A 25,767-nucleotide genomic window follows, 5' to 3' on the forward strand; every position below is an offset into this window, starting at 1 on the left:
TCTCCGATCGGGGCGGCAGAGCCTGCCCTCTATTTCCGCGGCGCCGCTCTTTGTGCAAAAAGCGACCCCAACTAGACACGGCGATGAAGCGCTCACACCGCCCACTGGTGAGCAAATCACTACCACTGCACTCTTTGAAACCCGGAATCAGCATTCCGACAACTGCGCAGCCATACTCTGCGCAGCCATTTCAAAAAGAAACAAGTACCGCGTTGCGAATTGGCAACATTGTTATTTTAGCAACGCAATTAATTGTTGATATCCCTCAATAAGCGGGACCTCAAAAAACAAATTCCTGTGCACGACGGAAGCCGGGAAGCGGCTTGACCGCGGTGTTGAAATCGGGGCGCTCGGACGTCTTTCCGTGCTCGTGCACATAGAGTTTAGCGCGAGAAGCATTGCCAAATCCTTCAACGACGACCAGCCGCCCGCCATCGCGCAGCTGCTCGAACAAAGCGGTCGGCAGGACTTCGACCGAGCCGTGAACGAAGATCACGTCATAGGGTGCCTCGGCGGCATATCCCTTCTCGAGTTCGCCGGTCACGACGGCGATGTTGTCGTAGCCGAGGCGAGACAGCGTTTCCGTCGCGGTGGCGGCGAGGCCTTCATCGCTTTCGAGCGCAACGACCGAACCTGCAACCTGTGACAGCAGTGCGGACGCGTAGCCGGTGCCGCAGCCGATCTCCAGGACGACATCGGACTTGGCGATTTCGGCCAGCTGGAGAAGCTTGGCGAGCGGCGACGGCTCCATCAGGAAACGCGGTGCGTTGCCATTGGTAACCTCAAGCGAGATATCCGTGTCGATGTAGGCAAGCTCTTTCATCTTGGCAGGCACGAACTCCTCGCGCGGCACGCTCAGGAACGCGGACAGGACCGAGTGGGACGTGACATCCGTCGTGCGGATCTGGTTGTCCACCATCTTGGTGCGCGCTGCTTCGAAATTCATGGTAGTGCCCTCGTGTCCGGATAGGCGCGGCGCCCGCTTTCGGGCAAGCACGCACGATCGTCTTCTGGCTCCCGTCGGAAAGCCTTTGAGGTAAGCTCATAAATCGGCGCCCGGCCGGTTTCAAGCGATAGCGGCAATCTGCGCCGGAAAAACGGGAGGGAATTGCACTGCGAATGGCGGAGGCAACACGATTGCCGGCCGGGATCAGCGTCCCGGCGCGCCTTCCAGCCCAACGAGGGCAATCTTGGTGTAGCCGGCGTTCTGAATGAGGTTCATCACCGTCATCAGCTCACCGTAGTCGACGGCTTTGTCCGCGCGCAGCAGAACGCGCGTCTCTGTATTGCCTTCGGTCAGGCGCTTCAACTCGTCGGCAAAGCTCTCGCGCGCCGTCTCATCGTTGCCGATCGCCAGAGCCAGATCGGCCTTCAAAGTCACGAAGACCGGCTTGTCGTCCCGCGGAGCCGGCTTTGCGGCCGATTGCGGCAGGTCCACCTTCATGTCCACGGTGGCGAGCGGCGCCGCCACCATGAAAATGATCAACAGCACCAGCATGACGTCGATGAAGGGGGTGACGTTGATCTCGGCGTTTTCATCGAGATCGCCGCCACCGTCGCTGATTTTTCCGGCCATAGGTCACCCGATCCTTGCGATGGTCGTCTCGGTGTGACCGAAGTCCTGGCGGCGCGGCTGCGCCTTGCGGGCCAGGCGATGGTCGAGGTCGCGGCTGACGAGCCGTTCCACGGCCGCCGCAGCATCGGCGAGAATGACCTTGTAGCCACCGACCGAGCGGGCAAAATAGTTGTAGATGACGACGGCCGGGATCGCCGCCACCAGGCCGATAGCGGTCGCCAAAAGCGCCTCCGCGATGCCCGGCGCCACGATCGCCAGATTGGTCGTCTGTGCCTTGCTGATGCCGATGAAGGAATTCATGATCCCCCAGACCGTGCCGAAAAGGCCGACGAACGGGCCGACGGAGCCGATCGAGGCCAGGATGCCGGTGCCACTTGTCATGCGCTTACCGGCGCGAACCTCGATGCGGGTCAGAAGCGAGGAAACACGCTCCTTCAGGCCGCCTGTCGGCGCATGGTCGATCACCGCCTCCGAGCGGGCCATTTCGTCGATCGCCGCGGCGACCATTTCGGGCGCCGGTCCCGACTTGCCGTCAAAGGCTCCCTTGACGTCTGCCAGGCCGTTGGCAGCCGACAGCAGGCGAACTGCGCGCGTCAGGCGCGCCTTGGCGCCAAAGAGTTCCAGCAGCTTGACCACAAAGATCGCCCAGGTGGCGACGGACGCCAGCGCAAGGCCAATCATCACGCTCTTCACCACCACGTCGGCGGCCATGAACATGCCAATCGGCGAAAGATCATGCGGCAACACTTGGCTTGCTGCACCCTCGCCCGTTCCAGGCGTGCTTTCCGCCGTCACCGGGGCGCCTTCAACGGCTACCGGCGCCCCCTCGCCCGACGTAGCGGCAGGAGCTTGCAGTGTCGGCTGCGCCTGTGTCGCCGGTTCCGCCGGCGGAACGGTTACGGCCGTGCCCTGACTTTCTGCCGTCGGCGCGGATTCGGACGGCGCTGTTGCGCCGCTTTGCGTACCATTAACCGCGGGTGCCTGCGTCGTCGCTTGGGCCAAGGCGGCCGTTGGCGAAGCTGCGGAGGACAGGACCAGCATCGCGGCTGCCAACAAATTGATCGTCGATCGGGCTCGTCTCGGCATCTCGTTCCTCACGTACTGGTCCATTTCGTCGTGTCAGGGCGAAGGGTTTTCCGTCATCCGCCGCTACCCTTGCGCGCTTCCGGGGCTCTTTAAGCAAAGGAAAACCGAATGACAAGGATTTGTGGAGTTTATCAATCAAGAATAATTTCGCAACCACCCATAGCCGGAACTGGACAGGCGTTTTCAGGGCGTCGGCTGATCTTCGATGAAGGTGTCGCTGCGCCAATCATAGGTGCGATGGCGCTCCCAGGGACGGGCAAGCGTCGTGAAAGCCGGCCGGATTTGCATGACGGGTGAGCCCTGCCCTTCCTGCTGCTCCGCCCGAATTTCGATTGCGCCCGTGCGGCGCAGCGTCCGTGCGTCGACGATGCGGGCTCGGCGCGGCGCGCACGCTTCCACATCGACCCGCGCGGCGACCACGATCAGGTCTGCCTGATCGCACAGGGCGGGAAAGAGGCGCGGGTTTTCGAGGGTGACGATCGTCCAGCCGATGGCGCTGCGCGCCGCACACCATTGCTTGTCGCGGCAGACAAATCGACCTGGCCGGCTTGCCTCGATGGCCGATGAAAAATCCGCACGGATCGCCGTAGCCTTCTCTCCATCGATCGGCGGCGCTCGTCGGACCGCCTGTTCCATAGCCGGGTAAAGATCATCGGCTGCAGGCGGGAGCATGACCGGCCGCTCGTGCTCCCCCACGGCGAGCGCCCGTTGCCATTGCGAAAATATGAAGTCCGGCGGGCGCGGCCGGTTCGTTGCGATGGCATCATCCGTGACCAGACCGAGAATGCGTCCGTCCTCGGCGATCACGATGTCGGGCCGGCTCCCATCTTCCAATGCCAGGCTGAAGAAGCCTGCACAGATCAGCACGATGCCAGAGATTGCCAGCCAACTGCGCAGCACGCAGAGAAAAACACCGCCGATCGCGATCAGCACGAAGCCGATGGGTCCGATGCGGCCGGTCACGACCTCGCCATCGAGCGACGTCACGAACCGGGCGACGTCGAGCATCCGATCGAGACCCCACGCCATCGCCATCAAAGGCAGATGCTCAAGCCCGAACGGCATTAGCAGCATGGCGAACAGACCGAAGGGCATGATCACGATGCTGATCAGCGGCATGGTGAGAATGTTTGCGAGCAGGCCATAGGCCGGCAGCCTGTGGAAGTAGGCGATCGAATAGACCGACGTTGCCAGGCCGCCGATGAGCGAGGTGATGAGGATGCCTGCGGCGACGCCGGTGATGAGGCGCCCCTTGCTGCGGCCGCCAGCCGCTTCGGCCTTGCCGGTGCGCCGTTCGCGCCAGCGCCCGTAGCCGGCAACCAGCGCCAGGGTGGCGGCGAAGGACATCTGGAAGCCTGGCCCGGCCACAGCCGAAGGCATGAGAACCACGATGACGATTGCGGCGAGCGCGACGTTGCGCAGGCTGATCGACATGCGGTCGAAAAACACCGCGACCAGCATGATCGAGATCATGATCCAGGCGCGAAGTGCCGATACGGCGCCGCCGGAAATGAGGATGTAGAGGCAGACCATCAGCAGCGCACCGGCAGCGGCAACCTTCTTGATCGGCACACGGTGCGCCAGCCCCGGAACCATGCTGAGAGCAGTGCGTGCGCCGATCAGAAACGTGCCGGCTGCCAGCGCCATGTTGAGGCCGGAGATCGCCAGCACATGCGCTAGCCCCGCCTGTCGCAGCACCTCGACCGTCTCCCGGCTGATGGCCCTTTCCTCTGCGGTCACCAGAGCCGCCGCAAGCGCGCCGGTATCGCCGCCGATCGAGGCGCGGATCCTCTCGCCAACCGTTTCCCGCATTGCGGCCATCGTTTTCGCCGCTGCCGAACGCAGCGAGAAAGCCGCCTCGGGCTCTTCGGTCGCCACCTTCTCGGATAGTTTGGGCGCGCCGTAGAAAAACCCGACGGCGCCGATTCCCTTGAAATAGCTGTCGAAGGCGAAATCGTTCAGGCCGGGCAGCGCCGGACCCGAGGGCGGAGACAGCCGCGCCCTGCCCTCGACCATCGCGCCGAGCGGAAACGGCTCTCCGGAGCCCCGCGTCACCAGCGTCGCCTTCAGCGGCTGGCGGCGCAGCTTTGGCCGGCTCGTTTCCTCGATCTCCAGCCCGTAGCGCCAGCGGCCGCGATCGTCCTGCTCGCGCGAAAAGACCACGCCCCGCAGGTTCGTGGTCACCGGAGCGTCGAGAACAACCGTGTCGATGCACCACGTCTCGATCGCGACCAGCAGCATGCCGCAGATGAAGAGCGTAACCGCAATCAACGGAGCCCTCAAAGGCGCCAGCCGCCACCGACAGGCCAGCGCTGCTATTCCGAAAATGCACAGCAGCACTGCAAGATTGGCAATCCGGATATCGAAGGGCAGCGCCAGCCAGGCGAGCACGCCGAAGATCAAGAACACCGGGATCAACACGAAACCGTGACCGAATGCCCGTTCCTCTTCGATCGCGGCGAGGAATGCCGGTTTAAGCGCGGCAGGCCGGAAACGAGCTGCGCGGCCCGCAATTGCTTGCCACGATGGCCGGAGAAACAGGAAGAACCGGCCTCGCGTAGGTAATGTCGCGGCGACAACGGCGGCATCGGATTCGGGAAGCCTGAAGCTTCCGCGTTCGACGTCGAGCGACGCTTGCCGAATTTCCGTTTCGCTCATTGCGCCCGCACTTTGGACCCTGACTTCGCGGTCGATCATGCAACCAACGCAGCGCAACTGCAACCGAGGCGCTATCTGCCGAAAAAAGCGGCAAACCTATATAGAATGGTACCGCACCATCATCGGACGAGCTTATTGATCTCTTTGGACTTATTGCCGTAACATGCCATTATTGCGTCGCCATATGCACATTTTCGCATCGCACAATTTGCCTTTCGTACAGCTTGGCAGTCGAAAATAAATCATATAGCAAATTCGCAACGTTCATTGTCGTGGCACGTCTGTGTGCCACGTTGCCATAAGACGGAGGGTCCGATGACTGATAAAACCGCGGTTGTAACACTCGATGGAAAGTCGGCGGATCTTCCGGTGCGATCTGGGTCCATCGGCCCTGACGTCGTGGACATCGGCTCGCTCTACAAGCAGACAAAGATGTTCACCTACGACCCGGGCTTCACGTCGACGGCGTCGTGCGAATCCAAGATCACCTATATCGACGGCGACGAAGGCGTGCTGCTCCACCGCGGCTATCCGATCGAACAGCTCGCCGAGCACGGCGACTTCCTGGAAGTCTGCTACCTGCTGCTTTACGGCGAACTGCCGACGAAGGCGCAAAAGGCTGACTTCGACTATCGCGTCACGCACCACACCATGGTGCATGAGCAGATGTCGCGCTTCTTCACCGGCTTCCGCCGCGACGCACACCCGATGGCCGTCATGTGCGGCTGCGTCGGCGCGCTTTCTGCCTTCTACCACGACTCGACCGACATCACCGATCCGCACCAGCGCATGGTTGCGTCGCTGCGCATGATCGCCAAGATGCCGACGATTGCGGCCATGGCCTACAAGTACCACATCGGCCAGCCCTTCGTTTACCCGAAGAACGACCTCGACTACGCCTCGAACTTCCTGCGCATGTGCTTTGCCGTTCCCTGCGAAGAATATGTCGTCAACCCGGTTCTGTCGCGCGCCATGGACCGTATCTTCATCCTGCACGCCGACCACGAACAGAACGCTTCGACCTCGACGGTTCGCCTCGCCGGCTCGTCGGGTGCCAACCCGTTCGCCTGCATCGCGGCCGGCATCGCCTGCCTCTGGGGCCCGGCTCACGGCGGCGCCAACGAAGCGGCGCTCAACATGCTTGCCGAAATCGGCACGGCCGACCGTATTCCGGAATTCATCGCCCGCGCCAAGGACAAGAACGATCCGTTCCGCCTGATGGGCTTCGGTCACCGCGTCTACAAGAACTACGATCCGCGCGCCAAGATCATGCAGAAGACCACGCATGAAGTGCTCGCCGAACTCGGCCACAAGGACGATCCGCTTCTCGAAGTGGCGATGGAACTCGAACGCATCGCGCTCACCGACGAGTACTTCATCGAGAAGAAGCTCTACCCGAACATCGACTTCTACTCGGGCATCACGCTGAAGGCTCTCGGCTTCCCCACCACCATGTTCACCGTTCTCTTCGCGCTTGCCCGTACCGTCGGCTGGATCGCGCAGTGGAACGAGATGATCGAGGATCCGGAACAGCGCATCGGCCGTCCGCGCCAGCTCTATGTCGGCGCTCCGCAGCGCGACTACGTGCCGGTTTCCAAGCGCTAAGACTGACAAATCAGCAGAGACAACAAAGCCCGGTCAGCGATGACCGGGCTTTTGTTTTTGCAGGCTAGGATCGACGTTTCTGACCAGTTGTGGCCGGTCTCGCAATGGCGGCAACACAACGCCACCCTAGCGCACACTTTGCACCAGGCACCATCTTCAGAAGTATTGCGGCAATCGCGCGCTCGGGCGGCGCTAAGTCTTACGGCTTGCTCTTGTTGAGATAGCCAAGAACGATCTTGGCTGCCATCTCGCCCGGCGGATGATCGGTCGTCATGCGCTGCTGCACCAGCGCGTAACCGTCGAGCATCGAGGCCCGCTGCGCCGTTGCGCCCGAAAGCCGCTCCATCCAGCGCGTCAAGGCCCCGGGGCGGATCGATTCGCCGAAATATTCCGGGACGATCGGGAAATCCGCGATCAGGTTCGGCAGTGCGCCACTCCAGATGCGGATGCGCTTGTGCAGGAACTTCACCAGGAAATCCGGCGCATAGGTTGAAACCACGGGCACGCCAGCCAAAGCGAGTTCCAGAATGACCGTACCCGAAGCAGCAATCGCCGCGTCGGCTCGATCGAAGGCCGCCCATTTGTCGGCCGCACCGACGGAAATTTCCGGCTGGATCGTCCAGGATGCGGTAATTTCCCGCACCAGCTTCTCCTGGCGCGGGACGGTCGGGAGCAGGAAGCGAATTCCCGGATGGCGGGCTTCGAGTTCCTCGACTGTCGCGCGGAAGATCGGCAGCAGGCGACCGACCTCGCTGGAGCGCGAGCCCGGCAATAGAAGGCATGTCTCAACACGCCCGTCCTTGGCGCCCGCAAGGCGCGGCTGGCGGCTTGCGCGAACGGCGAGCACATTGGCGTCGCTTGCAAGGCGATGGCCGACATAAGTGGTCGGGGGGCCTTGCAGCCGCTCCATCGCCTCCGGCTCGAACGGCAAGACGGCGAGCACGTGATCGACGTAGCCGCGCATGCGCGGTGCTCGCTCCGGCTTCCAGGCCCAGACGCTCGGGCAGACGTAGTTGATGACGGGCAGATCCGGCAATGCGGCGCGCACTTTTCGCGCCACGCGGTGGGTGAAATCCGGGCTATCAATGATCAGAAGCGCGTCGGGTCGGGCTGCGATGATCGCCTTTGCCGTTTGGCGAATACGCATGATCAGCTTCGGCAGACGGGCGAGCACCTGGGTGAAGCCCATGATCGACAGTTCGGAATAGTCGAACAACGAGCGAAGGCCCTCGGCCTCCAGCGCCTCGCCGCCGACCCCGACGAGTTCGACGTCGGAATGGCTTTGCGCCCGAAGCGCGCGGACGAGATCGGCACCCAGAAGGTCGCCGGAAACTTCACCCGCGATCACTGCGAGCTTGTAACGTGGCGCGTTCATCGTCTGATACCTCCGGACGTGCGCTCCACTCCGGCGACAAAAAGCCCCGCTTGATCGGCGACCTTGACCACTTCGCTACGTTCCAGCACCAGCGCCCGTCCGGCTTCGACGGCAACACCGGCAAGACCGGCCCGCTCGGCAAGCGCGATGGTGGACGGGCCGATCGACGGCAGATCCGCGCGCAGATCCTGTCCCGGCTTGCAAAGTTTGACGAGAACGCCGCGCCGGCGCGAAGAGACGCGGCCCTCCGCCTTCAAGACGGCGACGCGCTCCAGCATGGCGTCCGTGCCCTCGGCGCCCTCGAGCGCTACGACACGCCCGCCGACCGCAACCGCCCCCTGCCCCACGTCGAGCGCGCCGAGCGCGTTGGCCGCAGCGATGCCCGCTTCTATGTCGCGTTGGTCGTCACCGTCAGGGTTCACAGCACCGATGGGGCCCGATTCGGCCAGGAGATTGGGTACCACCTCGTGCACGCCGATGACGTGCGCGCCGCTTGCCTCGATCAGCTGCATCGCCATGCGCAGAACCGCATCGTCCCCGCCCGAGACCAAGGTCTTCAGCACTGACGGTATCTTTGCGAGGGTCCGCAACGTCGGGCGGATATCGCGCCACTCCGGCCGACGCCGAACCCACCCGGACAAGACGACGCGGTCGATGCCCTCTTCTTTGAATGTGCGGCTGATATTGGCGAAATCGCCGATCGCCAGAACCGAATGGTCAAAATCGACCCAATCGGATTCTTCCGCTTCACGCGTGAGCGCGATGATGTAGGGATCTTCGCCGCGTGCACGAACCGCTTCGGCGACGTGATGAGGCAGCGCGCCGCCACCAGCGATGATTGCGAGCCGGCCGCTGGTCGCCGCGCGGCTCGCAGCAGAAGACATCACGGTCAGGCCTTGCCGCGTTGCGGCGAAGATAGCGCGCGGTCGCTCTCGGCGCCGATGAAATCGAGGATTTCCATGACCGGCGCGCAATCCATATAGTCTTCGCGAATCGCTGCGGCATTGGCGCGGATCGATTCCGGCCCTTCGAAGATCTGCTTGTAGGCGCGGCGAACCACATGGATCGTTGCACGATCGATGCCAGCCCGGCTCATGCCGACGACATTCAGACCGCTCAGCAGGCCGGGATTGCCGTTGAGCATGCCATAGGGAATGACGTCGTAGCTGACAGCTGACAGACCGCCGACAAAGGCCTGACGGCCGACGCGGGTGAACTGGTGGACCGCACAGCCGCCGCCGAGAATGACGCGATCTTCGACCGTGACATGGCCCGCCAGCATCACATTGTTGGACAGGATGATGTTGCTGCCGAGGCGGCAATCATGCGCCACGTGCGAGTTGGCGAGAAAGAGATTGTTATCGCCGACGACCGTCTTACCGCCATGCTCGACGGTTCCGGTGTTCATCGTCACGCCTTCACGGATCGTGCAATTGGTGCCGATCAGAAGCTCGGTATCGACGGCGCTGTGGTGAACGCTCTGGGAATCACCGCCGACCACGGCGTTCGGGAAAATCTTCGTTCCCTTGCCGACGGTCGTCCGGCCGATCACCACGACATGGCTGAGAAGCTCGATATCGTCGCCCAGAACGACTTTCGGCCCGATGTAGCAAAACGGGCCGATCTTGACGTTCTCGCCGATCACAGCACCGCTCTCGACGATCGAGGACGGGTGGATCTTCGCAGATGCTGCAATCATGTTCAGGCGTCTTCCTTGCTGACTATCATCGCGCCGATATCAGCTTCTGCGACAAGTTGCCCGTCAACTTTTGCGTCACAGTGAAATTTCCAGATATTGCCGCGCTGCTTCTGCTTCACGACATGGAATTCGACGCGATCTCCGGGCACGACCGGCTTGCGGAAACGGGCATTGTCGATGGTCATGAAATAGACCAGGTTCGTGCCGGTTCCCACCTTGCGGGCGCAGATCGCGCCGGCGGTCTGCGCCATGCCCTCGACCAGCAGGACGCCCGGCATGATCGGCTGCTCCGGGAAGTGGCCGGTGAAATGCGGCTCGTTCGCCGAAACGTTCTTGATGCCGATCGCCGAATTGTCGCCGTCGATCTCGATGATGCGATCGACGAGCAGAAATGGGTAGCGATGGGGAAGCAGTTTCAGGATTTCCTGAATATCCGCCGTGCCGAGAACCGTTGCTGCTTCACTCATTCGCGCCGCCCTTCTTCTTTTTCTGTCTTTCCTCTGCCCGCATGGCCATTTCCGCAACGTCGCGCAGGAAATCACGCATCGGGCGCGCTGGAATACCGCCGTACCGTTCGCCGGCGGGAACATCAGCCGCCACGCCGCTCATGGCGGCGATCTGGACGCCATCACCAACCGTGATATGGCCATTGACGCCGCTGCCGCCGCCGATCATGACGCCATCGCCGATCTTTGTGCTGCCGGCGATGCCGACCCCGCTGACGATGCCGCAATAGCGACCAATGCGCACGTTGTGACCGATCTGAACGAGATTGTCGATCTTCGTACCCTCGCCGATCACTGTGTCATCCATCGTGCCACGGTCGATGGTCGTATTCGCGCCGATCTCGACATGATCCTGAATGATCACCCGTCCGACCTGAACGATCTTGATCATCCCGCCTTTCGGACCCGGCGCATAGCCGAAGCCGTCCTGACCGATGCGAGCGCCGGGGTGAATGATCACGCTGTTGCCGACGAGAGCGCAAAGCACGCTTGCACCTGCGGCAATCGTGCACTCGCGACCGATGCGCACGCCTGGGCCGATGACCGCGCCGGCCGCGATCCGCGTGCCGCGGCCGATCTCGGCGCCAGCACCAACCACAGCCGTCGGTTCGACCTCGACATCGTCTTCAAGCCGCGCGGTCGGATCCACGAACGCGCCAGGCGCGATGCCGCGCAGGCTCGTATTGCGAGCCGGACGCATCGCAATCTCGTGCAACAACGTGCCAGCAAGCGCAAAGGCCGTGTGCGGGCGCGCTGTCAAAAGGACGGGAATATGTGCAGGGACGAGAGACGAAATCGTCTTATCGCAAATGATCGCCGATGCCTCACACGTTTCGAGTTCGGCACGGCTCTTGCGAGACAACATATAGCAGACGTCCCCGGGCTTTGCCCGATAGACCGGCGCTACGGAGCGGACAGCACGGTCAGCGACCGCGACATCCACCAATTCCGCCCCAATTCGATCCGCCAGGTCGCCCAGGCGGATCCCATCGTGGGGCGGAAAAAACCAGTTCTGTTCCATGTACACTCCAGAACGATCTTTTCTGGCAGTTCTGGACTGCTTCTTATCAGAACGACGAGGAAATACCGAACTTCAAGTTCTGAACCTTGTCGAAATCTTCCTTGGCGATCGGCCATGCGTAGTCGACGCGCAGCGGACCGAAGGGTGAAGCCCAGATCAGACCAACACCGACCGATGCACGCAGCGACGAGTTGTTGCCCTGCACGGTCTCGCCCGGGGCCATCTGGACCTGGTTGCTGTAAAGCGTGCCGGCATCAGCGAAGACCGCACCGCGGAAGCCGCTGTCACGCGGGATACCCGGAAGCGGGAACGTCGCCTCGGCCGAAGCCGTGAAGTAGGTCGTACCGCCGAGCGCATCGCCCGTTGCCTTGTCCCGAGGACCAACACCGTTACGCTCGAAGCCACGGATGTCGCTGGTGCCGAGCTGGAACTGGTCGAAGACCTGCAGATCGCTACCGGTTTCGAAGATATGGCCGGCGCTACCGCCGAGCGAAGCGATGATGTCGGCTTCGTCGTTAACGGTGTAGTACCACTTGGCCTTACCGGTCATCTTGTAGAAGTCGGAGTCACCACCGAGGCCGGCGAATTCATGCGTGAAGGTCGCGAGAATGCCGTCATGCGGCAGCTGCGCATCGTCGAGCGTGTTGTAGGTGATCGACTGCGAGACCGACGAACGAACCCAATTGCCACCCTCGACCGCGCGAACGTACGGCGAAGAAAGCTTCGCGACGTTACCGCTATAGTCGAACTGCGTGAAATTGTAACGCAGCGTCGTCGACAGGTTCTCGGTGATCGGCGCGGTCACGCGCAGGCTGAAGCCCTGATCTTCGTAGCTATAGTTGTCGTCATCGAAGTCGTTTTCGTTCTTGAAGACGTCGAAGCCTGCAGCCAGACGGTAGCCAAGGAAATACGGCTCGGTGAACGAAACGTTGTACGTCCGGCTTTCGTCGCCACGACCAGCGGCGACGCGGATGTACTGACCGCGACCGAGGAAGTTCTTCTCTTCGATCGAAGCTTCGACGAGGAAGCCACCACCGCTACCGGCGGAGTAACCTGCACCGATACCGAACGAACCGGTCGACTGATCCTGTACGTCGACGATCACAACAACACGGTCAGCGGCGCTGCCCGGAGCGGTCGAAACGTTGACAGTCGAGAAGTAACCGAGAGCCTCGAGACGACGCTTGGCGCGCGCTACCATTTCCTGGTTGAAGGCGTCGCCTTCACCCATGTCGAACTCGCGACGGATAACGTAGTCGCGGGTACGGGTGTTGCCGCGGATTTCGATTCGCTCGACATAGGCGCGCTCGCCCTGGTCGACGAGGTAGTCGACGGCGATCGTGTGGTTGCCGAGATCGCGGTTGCCGCGAGGCGTGACGCGAGCGAACGGGTAGCCAGCCGAAGCGACGCGCTTCGAGATCTCGGTCATCGTCGCCTGAACGTCCTTGGCCTTGTAGACCGAACCCTGACGGCTGACGATAAGCCCCTTCAGTTCTTCGGCGTTGATGCCCTCAACGGTCGATTCGACGTTGACGGAACCAAAGTCGTAGCGCGGACCTTCTTCGACGGTGATCGTCACCGTGTATTCGTTGGTCGCTTCATTCAGGGTCGCATCCGAGGTAACGACCTGGAAGTCGGCGTAGCCGCGGTTGTAGTAGAACTGACGCAACAGTTCTTCGTCCGCGCGCAGCTTGTCGGGATTGTAGACGTCCTTCCGCGTAATGAAGGAGAAGATGCCCGATTCCTTCGTCGCGATGACCGACTGCAGGCGACCGTCGCTGTACGCTTCGTTGCCGACGAAGTTGATCTGAGAAATCTTGGTGCGCTCGCCTTCGTTGATGACGAACGCGAGGTTGACGCGACCTTCGGCCACAGGAACGACCTGCGTCGTCACCGTGACATCGCCACGACCGATCGCCGCATAGGCGTCCTTGATCGACTGAATGTCCGTCTCAACCGTCGCTTCGCTATAAGGACCGAGCGGCTGCGTGCGCACAACGCCCTGCAGCTTGTCGTCCTTGATCTTGCGGTTGCCGTTGAAGACGACCTGGTTGACGAGCTGATTCTCGCTGACGCTGACGACCAGCGTGCCGCCGGAAACGTTGATGCTGACGTCGGAGAAGTAGCCGGTCGCATACAGGCGCTTCACGGAAGCGTCGATGTCGGTGTTGTTGAAGCTCTTGCCCGGAACGATCGTGATGTTGGCGCGAACCGTCTCAGCGCTGACGCGCGTGGCGCCGCGCACTTCGACACGATTGATGACCGCAGCTTCTGCAACGGACGTGCCTGCGAGCAACCCAACACCAGCGCCGGAAACAACAATGCTTGTTGACAGCGCAGCCGCCGACACCGCGTTCAAAAACCTTGAACCAGCTTTCATGTTCAAATCTTACCTTTTCCAAACGTCGCGCGGCAGTTTCGTGCCGACTCCGGTCACGGTTGCCGTTTTAACCGCTTTTCCCATACAAGCAAGCCAGCTCGTTAATTTCTGTTTACTTCAATTCGAACCGTGGCTTAACGGCCACTACAGCTTCGATTTATCGTAAACAAAACCTTTCGTCGCAAGCCGTTGAAAACCAATCGTTCACAGTATCCGTCGAAATCCCCCTCGCCGTTTCCCCGGCCGAACGCTAGCCGAAGAACATCGATATGTCGTTCCAGGTGGCAAAGACCATGAGCATCAGCACCATGGCAAAACCGATCCGGTAGGCGACATCCTGCGCGGCCGGGCCCACCGGCCTTCCGCGCAAGGCCTCAACCGCATAGAACATCAAGTGGCCGCCATCAAGCACCGGAACGGGCATGAGGTTAAGCAATCCTATGGAAACAGACAGGATCGCGGCAATATTCAGCAAAAACGGAATTCCAAGCGTCGCCATCTGTCCCGAGACCTTGGCGACGCGGATCGGTCCGCCGATCTGATCCGCCTTCATCCGCCCGGTCACGACATTGGAGAGATAGTCGAAAGTACCGGTGACAACGTGCCAGCTTTGCAGGACGCCCTGCCCGACGGCCTCAATCGGACCATAGTTGACCGTGCGGAAATTGCCGGCTTCCTGATCGGTCAGGATACCGATGACGCCGATTTCCATCTTGTTGCCAAACTGATCCGTGAGCTCGGTACGCTGCGGCACCATGGACAGATCGAGCATCGCGCCGTTGCGTTCGATTCGGATCGAAATCGGCATTTCCGGGCGAACACTGACGTAGCGGCGAACGTCGTCGAAGGTGACGACCGGAGTGCCGTCGATCGAAATCAGACGGTCTCCCGGCACGACACCTGCTTGCGCAGCAGCACTGTTCTCATTCACCCGCGCAACCACCGGATCGGCGACCTGACGCCCGTAGACGGAAAACAGCACGGCAAAGATGGCGATGGCGAGAATGAAGTTTGCGATCGGTCCGGCGGCGACGGTTGCCGCACGCTTCCACAATTTGGCGCCGAGGAAGGTCTGACTGCGCTCTTCCGGCGCCAGCGCCTCCAGGCGCTTGTAGTCCGGCACGCTCGCCGCATCCTCGTCGCCGTAGAACTTGACGTAACCGCCAAGGGGAATCGCCGCCAGTTTCCACCGCGTTCCGTGCCGATCGGTCCAGCCGACGAGCTCAGGGCCAAAGCCGATCGAAAAAGCCAGAATGCGGATGCCCGACCAGCGGCCGACGAGGTAGTGGCCCATCTCGTGCACAAAGACCAGCAGCGTCAGCACCAGAAGAAATGGGACGACGTAGCCGGTCAGAATCTGAAGGGCATCAAGCAGATATGTCATGAACGTTCCTCAAGCACCCGCGGGCCTAAGCTCAAAGGCTATACAGGACGGATCCGAAAGCGATCTGGCGCCCATCGCTGACGAAATACTGAATCATGACCAGAATCAACGCCGCGACACACGCGAAAATCAACCCGTCGACCCGATCCATAACGCCGCCATGCCCCGGAATGAGACGGCTGGAATCCTTCACCCCAAAACGGCGCTTGATGAAGGATTCGAACAAGTCTCCCACTTGGCTGGCGACGGAAAGCACCAGCGCAATGATCGGAATGCGGAGATCTTGCAGTGAAAAATAAGCCATAAAGACGGCAACACCGGCAACGATGCCGCAAATTGTACCACCGATGGCACCCGACCATGTCTTGCCGGGCGATATGCGTGGCGCGAGCTTCGGTCCACCGATCGCGCGGCCGGTAAAATAGGCGAAGATGTCGGTCGCCCAGACGACGGCAAAGACGAACAGCGTCGCCATCAAGCCAAGATCGTCGGCGCCGCGAAGGGCCGCAAGCGAAATGCCGGTCAGCCCGGCATAGGCGATGCCGCCCGGCAGCCACCAACTGGTCTTCTGCAGAAATACCCAAAGGACAGTGAGAACTACAAAAGCGGCCAGGACCGGCAGGCTGTAGCCGATATAGCCGGTCACGATCAGGCCGGCGATGATCACGACGCCCAGCCAGCCAACGGCATTGCCTTGGAAATCCCGCTCCTGGAGGTCCGTGATCGTCGACCACTCATAATAGACGAGCAGCGCAATCAGCGCCGACAGCAACTGAAACGCCAAACCGCCGAACCAGGTCGCCGCCAGTGTCACCGCTGCGAGGACCACGCCCGAAGCGATACGAAGCTTAAGTTCAGTCTGCATCAGGAACCGACCGCCAACGTAGGCTCGGCGACGCCGCCGAAGCGGCGCTCGCGGCAGGCGTATTTTTCAAGCGCCGCCAGGAACGTTTCGCGCGTAAAGTCCGGCCACAACTCCGGAACGAAGATCAGTTCCGAATAGGCGCCCTGCCAAAGAAGGAAATTCGAGAGACGCTCTTCGCCGCTGGTGCGGATGATCAGGTCCGGATCGGGAATGTCCCACGTGTCCAGCATCGCCGCGATACGCTCGGGGTTGATGTCTTCCGGCCGCAAGCGTCCTTCGGCGACTTCCGTCGCCAGCCGCCGCATGGCTCGTGTCATTTCGTCCCGGGCGCCGTAATTGAAGGCAATGACGAGCGTAATCCCGGTATTTGCCCGCGTCGTTTCCTCCGCCTCCACCAGCAACGGTAGAATGTCGCCTCTGAGGTTGGAGCGGTCACCGATGACTCGGATGCGGACATTCTCGCGGTGCAGATCGGCAAGATCCCGGCGGATAAAGGTCTTGAGCAGCCCCATCAGATCGCTGACTTCCGCCGCCGGCCTGCTCCAGTTTTCCGAGGAAAAGGCAAAAAGCGTGAGGTAGCGGATCCCCAAGTCGCCCGCCGTCTTGACGGCGGCGCGAACGGTCTCGACACCCTTGCGGTGCCCCATCGTGCGCGGCAGACCACGCGCGTTCGCCCAACGCCCGTTGCCATCCATGATGATGGCAACATGTTCCGGAACGGTCGTGGAAGTGAGGTTTTGCATAAGGCGTCCGCGAAAGGAGACTCAGATCACGAGCAGAGCAGATCAGACCTGCATGATTTCCTTTTCCTTCTCGACGAGCAAGCGGTCGATATCGGAAATCGTTTCGTCGGTCATCTTTTGCACGCGCTCGGACTGAGAACGGCTGATATCCTGACCGATGTCGCCATCCTTTTCGGCTTTTTTCAGGTCGTCCATGCCGTCACGGCGCACGTGGCGCACGGCGACCTTCGCCTTTTCGGCGTAGTCATGTGCCACTTTGACGAGCGACTTGCGGCGCTCTTCGTTGAGTTCCGGCAGCGGAATGCGCAGGTTCTGGCCGTCGATGATCGGATTGAGGCCGAGGTTCGATTCGCGAATGCCGCGATCCACAGCGCCGACCATCTGCTTGTCCCAGACCGAGACGGACAGCATGCGCGGCTCGGGAACCGTGATGTTCGCCACCTGGTTGAGCGGCACGCGTGAGCCATAGGCTTCGACGGTCACCGGATCGAGAACGTTCGCCGACGCGCGGCCGGTACGGAGCGACGCGATATCGCTCTTGAATGCGGAAATGGCGCCATCCATGCGACGCTTCAGTTCCTTCAGGTCAACACCTTCACTCATGGTCGAAACTCCCGTTCTATCATTCGCCGGCCCGAGGGCCGTTCTGCAGCTTCTTAATTGTCTGTGACGATGGTCGCGCGACCGCCGCCGGTCAATATTTCCGCAAAGCCACCCTTCTCATGAATGGAGAAGACAACGATCGGAATGGCATTTTCGCGTGCAAGCGCGACGGCGGCAACATCCATGACGGCAAGCCCCTTCTCGAGGACTTCGCTGTGCGTCAGGCGGTCGAAGCGGGTCGCGTCCGGATCCTTCTTCGGGTCGGCGGAATAGATGCCATCGACCTGGGTGCCCTTGAAGATCGCCTGCGCGCCCATTTCGGCGGCGCGAAGGGCGGCGGCAGAGTCGGTCGTGAAGAAGGGATTGCCCGTGCCGCCGGCGAAGATCACGACGCGGCCGAGGGAAAGATGGTAGAGCGTTGCGCGCTGCGAGAAGCTCTCGCAGATTTCCGGCATCGCGATTGCCGAAAGCACGACCGTATCGATGTCGAGCTTGCGCAGCGACGTTGCGAGCGCCAGCGCGTTGATGACGGTTGCCAGCATGCCCATGTGGTCGCCGGTTACCCGGTCGCCGCCCTTGGAAGCGACGGCCACGCCGCGGAAGATGTTGCCGCCGCCGACAACCACGCCCACTTCGACGCCCATGGCGCGCGCTTCGGCGATATCTGCGGCGATCCGGTCAGCGACCGCCACATCGATGCCGAAGCCCTGGCTGCCCATGAGAGCTTCACCGGAGGCTTTGAGTAGAACGCGTTTGTAGAGTGGCTCGGCCGGCATCATCGCTCCTGAACAGATCAGCGCGCGTGCGCACGATGGCGGCGCACAGCGCATAAGGACACATTGCGCACCATGGTTTCAACCGCAACGGCGTATTTTCCGGCGGGTCCAGCGCATTGACGAAGCCGGATACACGAAGGGCACCGCGTTGTCACGCGATGCCCCAAGGTTTTCCCAATATGGGTGAAGAAATCAGCCCTTGGCGACGGCTGCAACTTCTGCAGCGAAGTCGGACTCTTCCTTCTCGACACCTTCGCCGAGCAGCAGGCGAGCCATGCCGGTGACTTCGATCGGTGCGCCAGCGAGCTTTTCAGCGTCCTTGACGGCCTGACCGACGGTGATTTCCGGGTTCATGACGAAGGCCTGCGACAGCAGAGCGACTTCTTCGAAGAACTTGCGCATGCGGCCTTCGACCATCTTTTCGATGATGTTGTCCGGCTTGCCCGAAGCGCGCGACTGTTCGATGAAGACGTTGCGTTCGCGCTCGGCAACAGCGGCGTCGACTTCGTCCGCACGGATCGCGAGCGGGTTGGTCGCAGCGATGTGCATGGCGATCTGACGGCCAACCGAGAAGAGAACTTCCTTGTCGCCGATCGACTTCAGGGCGACGAGAACACCGAGCTTGCCGATGCCGTCGCCGGCAGCGTTGTGGATGTAGGTGGCGACAACACCGTCTTCGACCTTGAGCAGGGCTGCGCGGCGAAGCGTCATGTTCTCGCCGATGGTGGCGATCGCGTCCTTGATGGTCTCGTCGACCGACTTGCCGGTTGCCGGGTAGTTTGCAGCCGCGATGGCTTCAACCGAGCCGTCGGTGGTCAGCGCTACGTTGGCAACGCCGCGGACGAGTTCCTGGAAGGCTTCGTTGCGGGCAACGAAATCGGTCTCGGAGTTGATTTCGACGACGACAGCCTTGACGCCACCGCTGACAATACCGATGAGGCCTTCAGCAGCCGTGCGGCCCGACTTCTTGTCGGCCTTGGCGATGCCCTTGGCGCGCAGCCAGTCGATCGCAGCTTCCATGTCGCCGTTGGTTTCGGCGAGCGCCTTCTTGCAGTCCATCATGCCTGCGCCGGTCTTTTCGCGCAGTTCCTTCACCATTGCTGCAGTTACACTCATCTTATTGCCTCTTTGTCTGTTTGGTTGGCGCGCTGCCCTTAAGGGCGCGGTACCAGGAGGTGTGGCAGGGAATGGCTTTTCAATGTGACACCGTGATGACTGAACCATCACGGGGTTGCTCGGCTCCAAAGATCCGAACGGATCAGCGCCATCCCCGGCTGAAAAGAACAAGGCCGTTCAGATTTTCATCACAAACGGCCTTGTCCCGACATTTCATTGGGGGCGGCAGGCTCACCTGCCGCCAAGGCCCGATCAGGCGTCGGAGGCCTCGTCGAGCGCCGGCTCGACCGGAGCTTCGGCAGATGCACCGAGGTCACGGCCCGATGCGCCCTGCTGACGTGCGATGCCGTCGATGGCAGCGCGTGCAATGAGGTCGCAGTAGAGAGCGATGGCGCGCGAAGCGTCGTCGTTGCCCGGGATCGGATAGTCGATCTGGTCCGGATCGCAGTTCGAGTCGATGACTGCGACAACCGGGATGCCGAGGCGCTTGGCTTCGTCGATCGCGATCGATTCCTTGTTGGTGTCGATGATGAACATCAGGTCCGGCGTGCCGCCCATGTCGCGGATACCGCCGAGAGCGCGGTTCAGCTTTTCGCGTTCGCGCTCGAGGTTCAGGCGTTCCTTCTTGGTGAAGCCCGAAGCTTCCGAAGAGAGGATTTCGTCGAGCTTGCGCAGGCGCTGGATCGAGTTCGAAATCGTCTTCCAGTTGGTCATCATGCCGCCGAGCCAGCGAGCGTTGACGTAGTACTGGGCCGAACGCTTGGCAGCGTCAGCGATGATTTCGGACGCCTGGCGCTTGGTGCCGACGAACAGAACGCGGCCGCCATTGGCAACGGTGTCGCTGACGATCTGCAGGGCGCGCGACAGCATTGGCACGGTCTGTGCGAGGTCGATGATGTGAACGTTGTTGCGATCGCCGAAAATGTACGGCTTCATCTTCGGGTTCCAGCGGTGCGTCTGGTGGCCGAAGTGAACGCCAGCTTCCAGAAGCTGACGCATGCTAAAATCAGGCAATGCCATGCCTTTTCTCCTTTTCCGGTTGAACCTCCGCGAAGCGTCGAGCATGTCTTTCGACCGGCCCACCGGCGGAACGATCCGGATTTCTCCCGGAACATCCCAAGCTTCACGTGTGGAATGGGCAGCCCCTTAACGGCAACCGCCCGAGAAATCAAGCCGCAAACGCCGCTTTTTACCGCAATCGGCTATTTGCAGTCCTCGGATTTGAACACTTCGAGGTCCGCAAGCTTGCCGCTCAGGACGAAATCGCCGTAGTCCATCGTCAGGTCGCGGGTAATCCCGTTCTCGTAGAGCTTGAACGACATACGGTAGATCGGCAGCGCGTCGCCGCTCTTGTCATCGTTGAAATAGGAGATGGTCACCGGCCAGTAATTGTCGCCGCTGAGCTTGCCCGCCTTGCCGGCATCCGGCTCATCCGCCGTGGGTTTGCGCGATTTGCCGACGAAGGTCGAGGTGATCAAGGTCTTGTCACCCGAGTCGGAGCCGTCGAAGATGCGCGCCTCAAAGAGGCTCTCGCCTTTCTTCGCTCGCGAGATCACCTCCATCATGTGCGCCGTCGGAAACCGGCTCGCCGCAAGCTCGATTTCGCGCTTGTCCGGCGCGGTCAGCTCGACCTTAACGCCCGCTTTTTCCTCATGCGCCGTACCGCGCACTTCCTTGTCCAGCTTCTCATCGGTGAAGGAGCGGGTCAGGAAGCGGAAATTGCCATTCTTTAGATCTTCATAGGTGGTCGTCTGCTGATCGGTCAGGCGCACTTCCTCGCCGGTATCGACCTGGGTGACGAAACGGAAGCTGACGGTATAGCCCGCGCAGGCCGAGCCATTGAACTCGTAGACCATGCGACCATACATTCCGGCAATGCCCGAACGATCCGATGCATCCTTGAGTTCGAGATCATAGACGGCGCGGTGCGGCACAAGGGCGTTTGCGTGTGCCGCCGTGGCGCCCGATACTGTCATGACGGCGAAACAGGCGCTGCCCAAAGTGACGAGACCGAAGCCTTTATGAAACATCCGTTTCCTCCTGTTGGACTCGCCGGCAATGCTATAAACAAGCGTTCGGCAGAAGCGAGGCGGCGTTCGCAGGAAAAAGCCGGTGCCCGCCGCGATCCGGCCTGAATGCAGGATTTTAACACAAAAGACAACAATGGAGCTTTCCATGTCGGCAGAGATCGAAGCGCGCCTCAAGGACCTCGGCGTCACACTTCCCCAGGCTGCGACCCCGGTTGCAAACTACGTGCCCTACGTCATCAGCGGCTCGATGCTCTACATCTCCGGACAGCTTCCGATGGAAGACGGCAAGGTCGCTGTGACCGGCATCGTCGGCAAGGATGTGGACGTGGCCCGCGCACAACGCGCCGCCGAACTCTGCTCGATCAACATCCTCGCCCAGGCCAAGGCAGCACTCGGCGGCGATCTCGGTCGCATCCGACGCCTGGTGAAGATCAACGGCTTCGTCGCCTCGACACCGGAATTCGTCGAGCAGCATCTGGTCATCAACGGCGCATCCAATCTGCTTGCGACCGTGCTCGGTGAAGCCGGCAAGCATGCGCGTGCCGCCGTCGGCATGGCTTCCCTTCCCTTCAATGCCGCCGTCGAGATCGACGCCGTCATCGAAGTCGCCTGACAGAGTGCCCGGCATGGCTGATATTTCCTGGCTGAAGGCCCAACCGATTGCCCATCGCGGCTATCACGACATGAACAAGCAGGTGTGGGAGAATACGCTTTCGGCCTTCTCCCGCGCCGTCGACGCCGGTTTCGCGATCGAATGCGATCTGCAGTATACCGCCGACAGCATTCCGGTCGTCTTCCACGATGACGACACCCAGCGCCTGTGCGGGATCAAGGGCGACGTTCGCTCGCGCACCGCCGGCGAACTCGGCCTGATGGCGATCGGCGGCACGAAGGACAAGGTGCCGACGTTGACGCAGATGCTGCGCTTGGTTGCCGGCAAGGTGCCGCTCGTCATCGAGCTCAAGGGCCGCAAGGGCGACGACGAGGGCTTTGCCGCCGCCGTGCTCGAAACGCTCGAAGGCTACAAGGGCCACGTTGCGCTGATGAGCTTCGATCACTGGCTGCTCAAGGACCTGAAGGCGCTCGACGCGCCCTACCCGCTGGGCCTCACCGCGGAAGGTGCCAATCCGGAGACCTTCTTCGTGCATGAGGAAGCGATGCAGCTCGGGCTCGATTTCATCTCCTACCACTACGGCCACCTGCCGAACTCGTTCATCACCAAGGAACGGACGCTCGGCAAGACGATCATCACCTGGACCGTGCGCGACCGGCAGGCCGAAGCCTACACGTTTGCCCATGCGGATCAGATGACCTTCGAGGGTTTCGACCCGCGGGAGGCCCTGGTTTCCTAAAGTAATGTCAGACGCCGTCACCCTCCGCATCGCGCAATCCTTCACCGATATACCGGCGGCACGCTGGAATGTGCTGTCCGGTGCATCGAAGGCGTTTCCTGGCGGCGTCTACAATCCCTTCCTCTCGCATGCCTATCTCTCGGCGCTCGAAGAGTCCGGGTCGGCGACGGCCAAGACCGGCTGGCTCGGCCAGCATCTGTTGCTTGAAGGCGGCGACGGGCAATTGCGCGGCGGCCTCGTCTGCTACCTGAAGAGCCACAGCCAGGGCGAATACGTTTTCGACCACGGCTGGGCAGACGCCTTCGAGCGCGCCGGCGGCCGCTACTATCCGAAACTGCAAAGTTCCATCCCCTTCACGCCTGCGACCGGACCACGGCTGCTTTCGGCACCGGACGAAAATACGAACGCCGTTCAGGATGCGCTTGCCGCGGGCCTGAAAGAGCTTGCCCGCAGACACGATGTCTCTTCGGCACATGTGACTTTCGCGCCCGAAGCCGAGATCCCTGCGCTTGAGCGCGCCGGGTTCCTGCACCGCACAGACCAGCAGTTCCACTTCACCAATGAAGGCTATGGCTCCCACGCCGATTTTCTGGAGACCCTTGCCTCACGCAAACGCAAGGCGCTGAAGAAGGAGCGCAGGGCTGCGCTCGAAAACGGCATTTCGATCGACTGGCTGACCGGCAGCGACCTGACGGAATCGATCTGGGACGAGTTCTTCGCCTTCTACATGGACACCGGCGGACGCAAATGGGGCCGCCCCTATCTGACGCGCGCGTTCTATTCGCTCATTGGCGAGCGCATGGCCGACGATATCCTGCTGGTGATGGCACGCCGCAACGGCCGCTACATCGCCGGCGCGATCAACTTCATCGGCGGCGATGCGCTCTACGGTCGCCACTGGGGCTGCATCGAGGATCACCCGTTCCTGCATTTCGAAGTCTGCTATCACCAGGCGATCGATTTCGCGATCGCCAAGGGGCTGAAACGGGTCGAGGCTGGCGCCCAGGGCGAACACAAGCTTGCGCGCGGCTACATGCCCGTCACCACCCATTCCGCCCATTTCATCACACATCCGGGACTTGCCCGCGCCGTCGGCGACTATCTTCAGCGCGAGCGCAGGGATGTGGAGGAAACGGGCGAGTTTCTTGCCGAGCACGGACCTTTCCGAAAGGGTGAACGGCAGGACGACTGACCCCCTTTTCGTGAAGGCCGGCTTCATTACACGAGGAAGAACAATGAGCTACGACGACAACAACATTTTCGCCAAGATCCTGCGCGGCGAAATTCCCTCGCACCGCGTCTACGAGGACGACGCGACGATCGCCTTCATGGATGTCATGCCGCAGGCAGAAGGCCATCTGCTCGTGGTGCCGAAATCCCCTTCGCGCAACCTGCTCGACGCCGATGCAGCAACGCTGCCGGCGCTGATTGCCACCGTACAGAAGCTGGCCGTTGCCGCCAAGGAAGCTTTCGACGCCGATGGTGTGACGATCATGCAGTTCAACGAAGCACCGGCCGGACAATCGGTCTTCCACCTGCACTTCCACGTCATTCCGCGGCAAGCAGGCGTGCCGCTGAAGCCGCATTCCGGCACGATGGAAGACGGCGCCGTTCTGGCTGCCAATGCCGAAAAGGTTCGGCAGGCGCTCTGATCGCGCTCATACTATCCGCGCAGGAGCCAGGGAGCCGGCGACGCGCCGGCTCTTTAACCGACGGTCAGGTGAAAGCACCTCACCCGGCCTAAAAACCCAACCACCACAGGCCCAGCGCCAACGCGGCAATCGCTGACGCGATCCCGATCGCCGGCTTTCTTCCGAACAGGAAGAAGGCGGCCGCCCCGAGCGCGACGGCACCTGCGCGCAGCCAGAGCGGAGATTGTTCGAGTACGCCGGTCGGATAGAGGATAAGCTTTGCGATGACCGCTGCGACCAGCGCGGTGGCAACCGCCCTCACCCAGTTCAGCGCCTCGGAATCATCGCGCAGCCTGTTGCCTGTGATGACGCCCAACCAGCGCCAGATGTCGGTCGCCAGCCAGCCGGCAATCGCGATGAAGACATAGGCCCACCAACCATCCTGCCAGGTCATCCTCTCACCTCCTTGCGACGGCGCCAGAGGCGCTCGATGAGCCAGGCAAGCGTACCGCCGACGAGGCCGGCGAGCAGGATGTCGAATTCCGGAAACAGCCAGTAGAACAGCGGCCCGCCTGCAAGACCGAAGAGCAACGCCACATAGACGACGGGATGGCGCGCCGAATGCCAGATCGAGGCGAGAAAGTAGACCGGCGTCAGGAAGAAAAGGCAGCCGGCAACGATCGGCGGGAAATCGGCGACGAAGTGGTAGACGACAGCGACGAGCAGCATGTTTGCCGCCACCAGCGTGATGCCGAAGCCCGCGAAAAAGGCGACGCGCCGCTCGCGCGGCACGTGCGGCACCTTCTCCATCGCGAAAACCCAGGCGGTGATCGCGACGAAATGCGACAGGAAGAGCAGAAGCCAAGTCGGCGTGCGCGACCCGCGCAGCTCCGGTATCAGCGCGGCGACCATCGGCATCAGCCGTACGGACGACAGCGAGACCGCGAGGAACGCGGTCGCGAGCCCGGCTCCGCTCATCATCGAACTGACGAGAATGACCTTGGCCGGAAGCGCCCAGACCATGCCGACCATGAAGACCACCTGCTCGACCGGGATGCCGGCCTGAGCCGTCAGCGAACAGAAGCCGACAAAGGACAACATCAGAATGAAGGCCGGCAGGCTGAAAATGCCGCGCATGCCTTTCCCGAACCAGGCGAGCGAAGATTGCTCGTCTTCTTCTCTCTTCATCGGCGATTCCGGATTGTTTTCAACTCGACTACGACCACCCCGGATCGAATCGTCCGGGATAAGCATGACCGAATATAGGCTATCAGACCGGCACGCGGACGAAAAACCACGCAGGCTCTTCTCATTTCGTTTTTAAAGAAAAACGGTGCCGGATGGTTTGCATCCAGCACCGT

General features: G+C 61.5%; 26 protein-coding genes. 6 read left to right on the plus strand and 20 right to left on the minus strand.

Translation table 11 applies throughout. The features are described from left to right. Positions 1 to 280 precede the first annotated feature (280 nt). The 4 genes from ASD01_RS16965 to ASD01_RS16980 all read right to left on the minus strand — a co-directional run bounded on the left by ASD01_RS16965 (position 281) and on the right by ASD01_RS16980 (position 5,320). Positions 281 to 946, minus strand: a complete 666-nt coding sequence (locus ASD01_RS16965) for a protein-L-isoaspartate O-methyltransferase family protein (protein ID WP_034796677.1) — start codon at positions 944 to 946, stop codon at positions 281 to 283. 204 nt (positions 947 to 1,150) lie between these two features. Beyond that, a complete protein-coding gene (gene exbD / locus ASD01_RS16970) occupies positions 1,151 to 1,576 on the minus strand; it encodes a TonB system transport protein ExbD (protein WP_034796684.1) in 426 nt (141 codons plus the stop codon). Positions 1,577 to 1,579: 3 nt separating this feature from the next. Next, complete coding sequence (exbB, locus tag ASD01_RS16975) at positions 1,580 to 2,662, minus strand: tonB-system energizer ExbB (RefSeq protein ID WP_034796759.1); 1,083 nt, start codon at positions 2,660 to 2,662, stop codon at positions 1,580 to 1,582. Between the two features lie 183 nt (positions 2,663 to 2,845). Next, positions 2,846 to 5,320, minus strand: a complete 2,475-nt coding sequence (locus ASD01_RS16980) for a ComEC/Rec2 family competence protein (RefSeq protein WP_034796761.1) — start codon at positions 5,318 to 5,320, stop codon at positions 2,846 to 2,848. 315 nt (positions 5,321 to 5,635) lie between these two features. On the opposite strand from ASD01_RS16980, the gene gltA reads away from it, so the two are divergent. Further along, positions 5,636 to 6,925 (plus strand): citrate synthase, encoded by a 1,290-nt coding sequence (gltA, locus tag ASD01_RS16985; RefSeq protein ID WP_034796688.1) that lies wholly within the window; start codon positions 5,636 to 5,638, stop codon positions 6,923 to 6,925. Positions 6,926 to 7,124: 199 nt separating this feature from the next. Here the strand turns inward: gltA and lpxB are convergent, their stop codons facing one another. Genes lpxB through bamA form a run of 6 tightly spaced genes read right to left on the minus strand, consistent with a single transcriptional unit; the run spans position 7,125 to position 13,906 of the window. Further along, positions 7,125 to 8,300 (minus strand): lipid-A-disaccharide synthase, encoded by a 1,176-nt coding sequence (gene lpxB, locus ASD01_RS16990; RefSeq protein WP_060530023.1) that lies wholly within the window; start codon positions 8,298 to 8,300, stop codon positions 7,125 to 7,127. Then, positions 8,297 to 9,184 carry an LpxI family protein gene (locus tag ASD01_RS16995; RefSeq protein WP_034796693.1) on the minus strand — a complete coding sequence of 296 codons (888 nt, stop codon included), beginning with the start codon at positions 9,182 to 9,184 and terminating at the stop codon, positions 8,297 to 8,299. Before ASD01_RS16995 ends, lpxB begins: the two co-directional genes overlap by 4 nt. A gap of 5 nt (positions 9,185 to 9,189) precedes the next feature. Continuing rightward, positions 9,190 to 10,005, minus strand: a complete 816-nt coding sequence (gene lpxA / locus ASD01_RS17000) for an acyl-ACP--UDP-N-acetylglucosamine O-acyltransferase (RefSeq protein ID WP_034796694.1) — start codon at positions 10,003 to 10,005, stop codon at positions 9,190 to 9,192. Continuing rightward, the gene (gene fabZ, locus ASD01_RS17005; RefSeq protein ID WP_034796695.1) at positions 10,002 to 10,466 is read right to left on the minus strand and encodes a 3-hydroxyacyl-ACP dehydratase FabZ; all 465 of its coding nucleotides are present in this window, start codon (positions 10,464 to 10,466) and stop codon (positions 10,002 to 10,004) included. Before fabZ ends, lpxA begins: the two co-directional genes overlap by 4 nt. After that, positions 10,459 to 11,526, minus strand: a complete 1,068-nt coding sequence (gene lpxD, locus ASD01_RS17010) for a UDP-3-O-(3-hydroxymyristoyl)glucosamine N-acyltransferase (RefSeq protein ID WP_034796696.1) — start codon at positions 11,524 to 11,526, stop codon at positions 10,459 to 10,461. The genes fabZ and lpxD overlap by 8 nt, the downstream gene beginning before the upstream one ends. A gap of 46 nt (positions 11,527 to 11,572) precedes the next feature. Further along, a complete protein-coding gene (gene bamA, locus ASD01_RS17015; RefSeq protein ID WP_034796697.1) occupies positions 11,573 to 13,906 on the minus strand; it encodes an outer membrane protein assembly factor BamA in 2,334 nt (777 codons plus the stop codon). On the opposite strand from bamA, the gene ASD01_RS36030 reads away from it, so the two are divergent. Then, the gene (locus tag ASD01_RS36030) at positions 13,848 to 14,072 is read left to right on the plus strand and encodes a hypothetical protein (RefSeq protein ID WP_162251000.1); all 225 of its coding nucleotides are present in this window, start codon (positions 13,848 to 13,850) and stop codon (positions 14,070 to 14,072) included. The two genes, bamA and ASD01_RS36030, sit on opposite strands and share 59 nt — an antisense overlap. 84 nt (positions 14,073 to 14,156) lie before the next feature. Here the strand turns inward: ASD01_RS36030 and rseP are convergent, their stop codons facing one another. From rseP to ASD01_RS17055, 8 genes are all read right to left on the minus strand, one after another. Continuing rightward, positions 14,157 to 15,290 (minus strand): RIP metalloprotease RseP, encoded by a 1,134-nt coding sequence (rseP, locus tag ASD01_RS17020; protein ID WP_034796698.1) that lies wholly within the window; start codon positions 15,288 to 15,290, stop codon positions 14,157 to 14,159. 31 nt (positions 15,291 to 15,321) lie between these two features. Further along, a complete protein-coding gene (locus tag ASD01_RS17025; protein ID WP_034796700.1) occupies positions 15,322 to 16,155 on the minus strand; it encodes a phosphatidate cytidylyltransferase in 834 nt (277 codons plus the stop codon). After that, positions 16,155 to 16,898 carry an isoprenyl transferase gene (locus ASD01_RS17030; protein ID WP_034796702.1) on the minus strand — a complete coding sequence of 248 codons (744 nt, stop codon included), beginning with the start codon at positions 16,896 to 16,898 and terminating at the stop codon, positions 16,155 to 16,157. The genes ASD01_RS17025 and ASD01_RS17030 overlap by 1 nt, the downstream gene beginning before the upstream one ends. Before the next feature lie 42 nt (positions 16,899 to 16,940). After that, positions 16,941 to 17,501: a ribosome recycling factor gene (gene frr / locus ASD01_RS17035; RefSeq protein ID WP_034796704.1), complete on the minus strand. Its 561-nt coding sequence runs from the start codon at positions 17,499 to 17,501 to the stop codon at positions 16,941 to 16,943. 53 nt (positions 17,502 to 17,554) lie between these two features. Beyond that, positions 17,555 to 18,277 carry a UMP kinase gene (gene pyrH, locus ASD01_RS17040; RefSeq protein ID WP_034796706.1) on the minus strand — a complete coding sequence of 241 codons (723 nt, stop codon included), beginning with the start codon at positions 18,275 to 18,277 and terminating at the stop codon, positions 17,555 to 17,557. Between the two features lie 192 nt (positions 18,278 to 18,469). Next, positions 18,470 to 19,393, minus strand: a complete 924-nt coding sequence (tsf, locus tag ASD01_RS17045) for a translation elongation factor Ts (RefSeq protein WP_034796708.1) — start codon at positions 19,391 to 19,393, stop codon at positions 18,470 to 18,472. Between the two features lie 252 nt (positions 19,394 to 19,645). Beyond that, positions 19,646 to 20,413 (minus strand): 30S ribosomal protein S2, encoded by a 768-nt coding sequence (rpsB, locus tag ASD01_RS17050; protein WP_034796710.1) that lies wholly within the window; start codon positions 20,411 to 20,413, stop codon positions 19,646 to 19,648. A gap of 182 nt (positions 20,414 to 20,595) precedes the next feature. Further along, positions 20,596 to 21,423 carry a cell envelope integrity EipB family protein gene (locus ASD01_RS17055; protein WP_034796712.1) on the minus strand — a complete coding sequence of 276 codons (828 nt, stop codon included), beginning with the start codon at positions 21,421 to 21,423 and terminating at the stop codon, positions 20,596 to 20,598. A gap of 145 nt (positions 21,424 to 21,568) precedes the next feature. Between ASD01_RS17055 and ASD01_RS17060 the strand changes: the two genes are divergently transcribed. Genes ASD01_RS17060 through ASD01_RS17075 form a run of 4 tightly spaced genes read left to right on the plus strand, consistent with a single transcriptional unit; the run spans position 21,569 to position 24,427 of the window. Then, entirely contained in the window at positions 21,569 to 22,036 is a 468-nt protein-coding gene (locus ASD01_RS17060; RefSeq protein WP_034796713.1) for a RidA family protein, read from the plus strand. Positions 22,037 to 22,049: 13 nt separating this feature from the next. Beyond that, complete coding sequence (locus ASD01_RS17065) at positions 22,050 to 22,775, plus strand: glycerophosphodiester phosphodiesterase (protein ID WP_034796716.1); 726 nt, start codon at positions 22,050 to 22,052, stop codon at positions 22,773 to 22,775. 4 nt (positions 22,776 to 22,779) lie between these two features. Beyond that, positions 22,780 to 23,967: a GNAT family N-acetyltransferase gene (locus ASD01_RS17070; RefSeq protein WP_034796717.1), complete on the plus strand. Its 1,188-nt coding sequence runs from the start codon at positions 22,780 to 22,782 to the stop codon at positions 23,965 to 23,967. 43 nt (positions 23,968 to 24,010) lie between these two features. Beyond that, positions 24,011 to 24,427 carry an HIT family protein gene (locus ASD01_RS17075; protein WP_034796718.1) on the plus strand — a complete coding sequence of 139 codons (417 nt, stop codon included), beginning with the start codon at positions 24,011 to 24,013 and terminating at the stop codon, positions 24,425 to 24,427. Between the two features lie 88 nt (positions 24,428 to 24,515). Here ASD01_RS17075 and ASD01_RS17080 read toward each other — a convergent pair whose 3' ends face one another. Together ASD01_RS17080 and ASD01_RS17085 are read right to left on the minus strand one after the other, a co-directional pair. After that, positions 24,516 to 24,860, minus strand: a complete 345-nt coding sequence (locus ASD01_RS17080) for an AzlD domain-containing protein (protein ID WP_034796719.1) — start codon at positions 24,858 to 24,860, stop codon at positions 24,516 to 24,518. Next, positions 24,857 to 25,594, minus strand: coding sequence for an AzlC family ABC transporter permease (locus ASD01_RS17085; RefSeq protein WP_034796721.1), 738 nt, complete (start codon positions 25,592 to 25,594; stop codon positions 24,857 to 24,859). The genes ASD01_RS17080 and ASD01_RS17085 overlap by 4 nt, the downstream gene beginning before the upstream one ends. Positions 25,595 to 25,767: the final 173 nt, after the last annotated feature.

This window comes from Ensifer sp. Root423, from assembly GCF_001426275.1.
GTDB classification, from domain to species: Bacteria; Pseudomonadota; Alphaproteobacteria; order Rhizobiales; family Rhizobiaceae; genus Ensifer; species Ensifer adhaerens.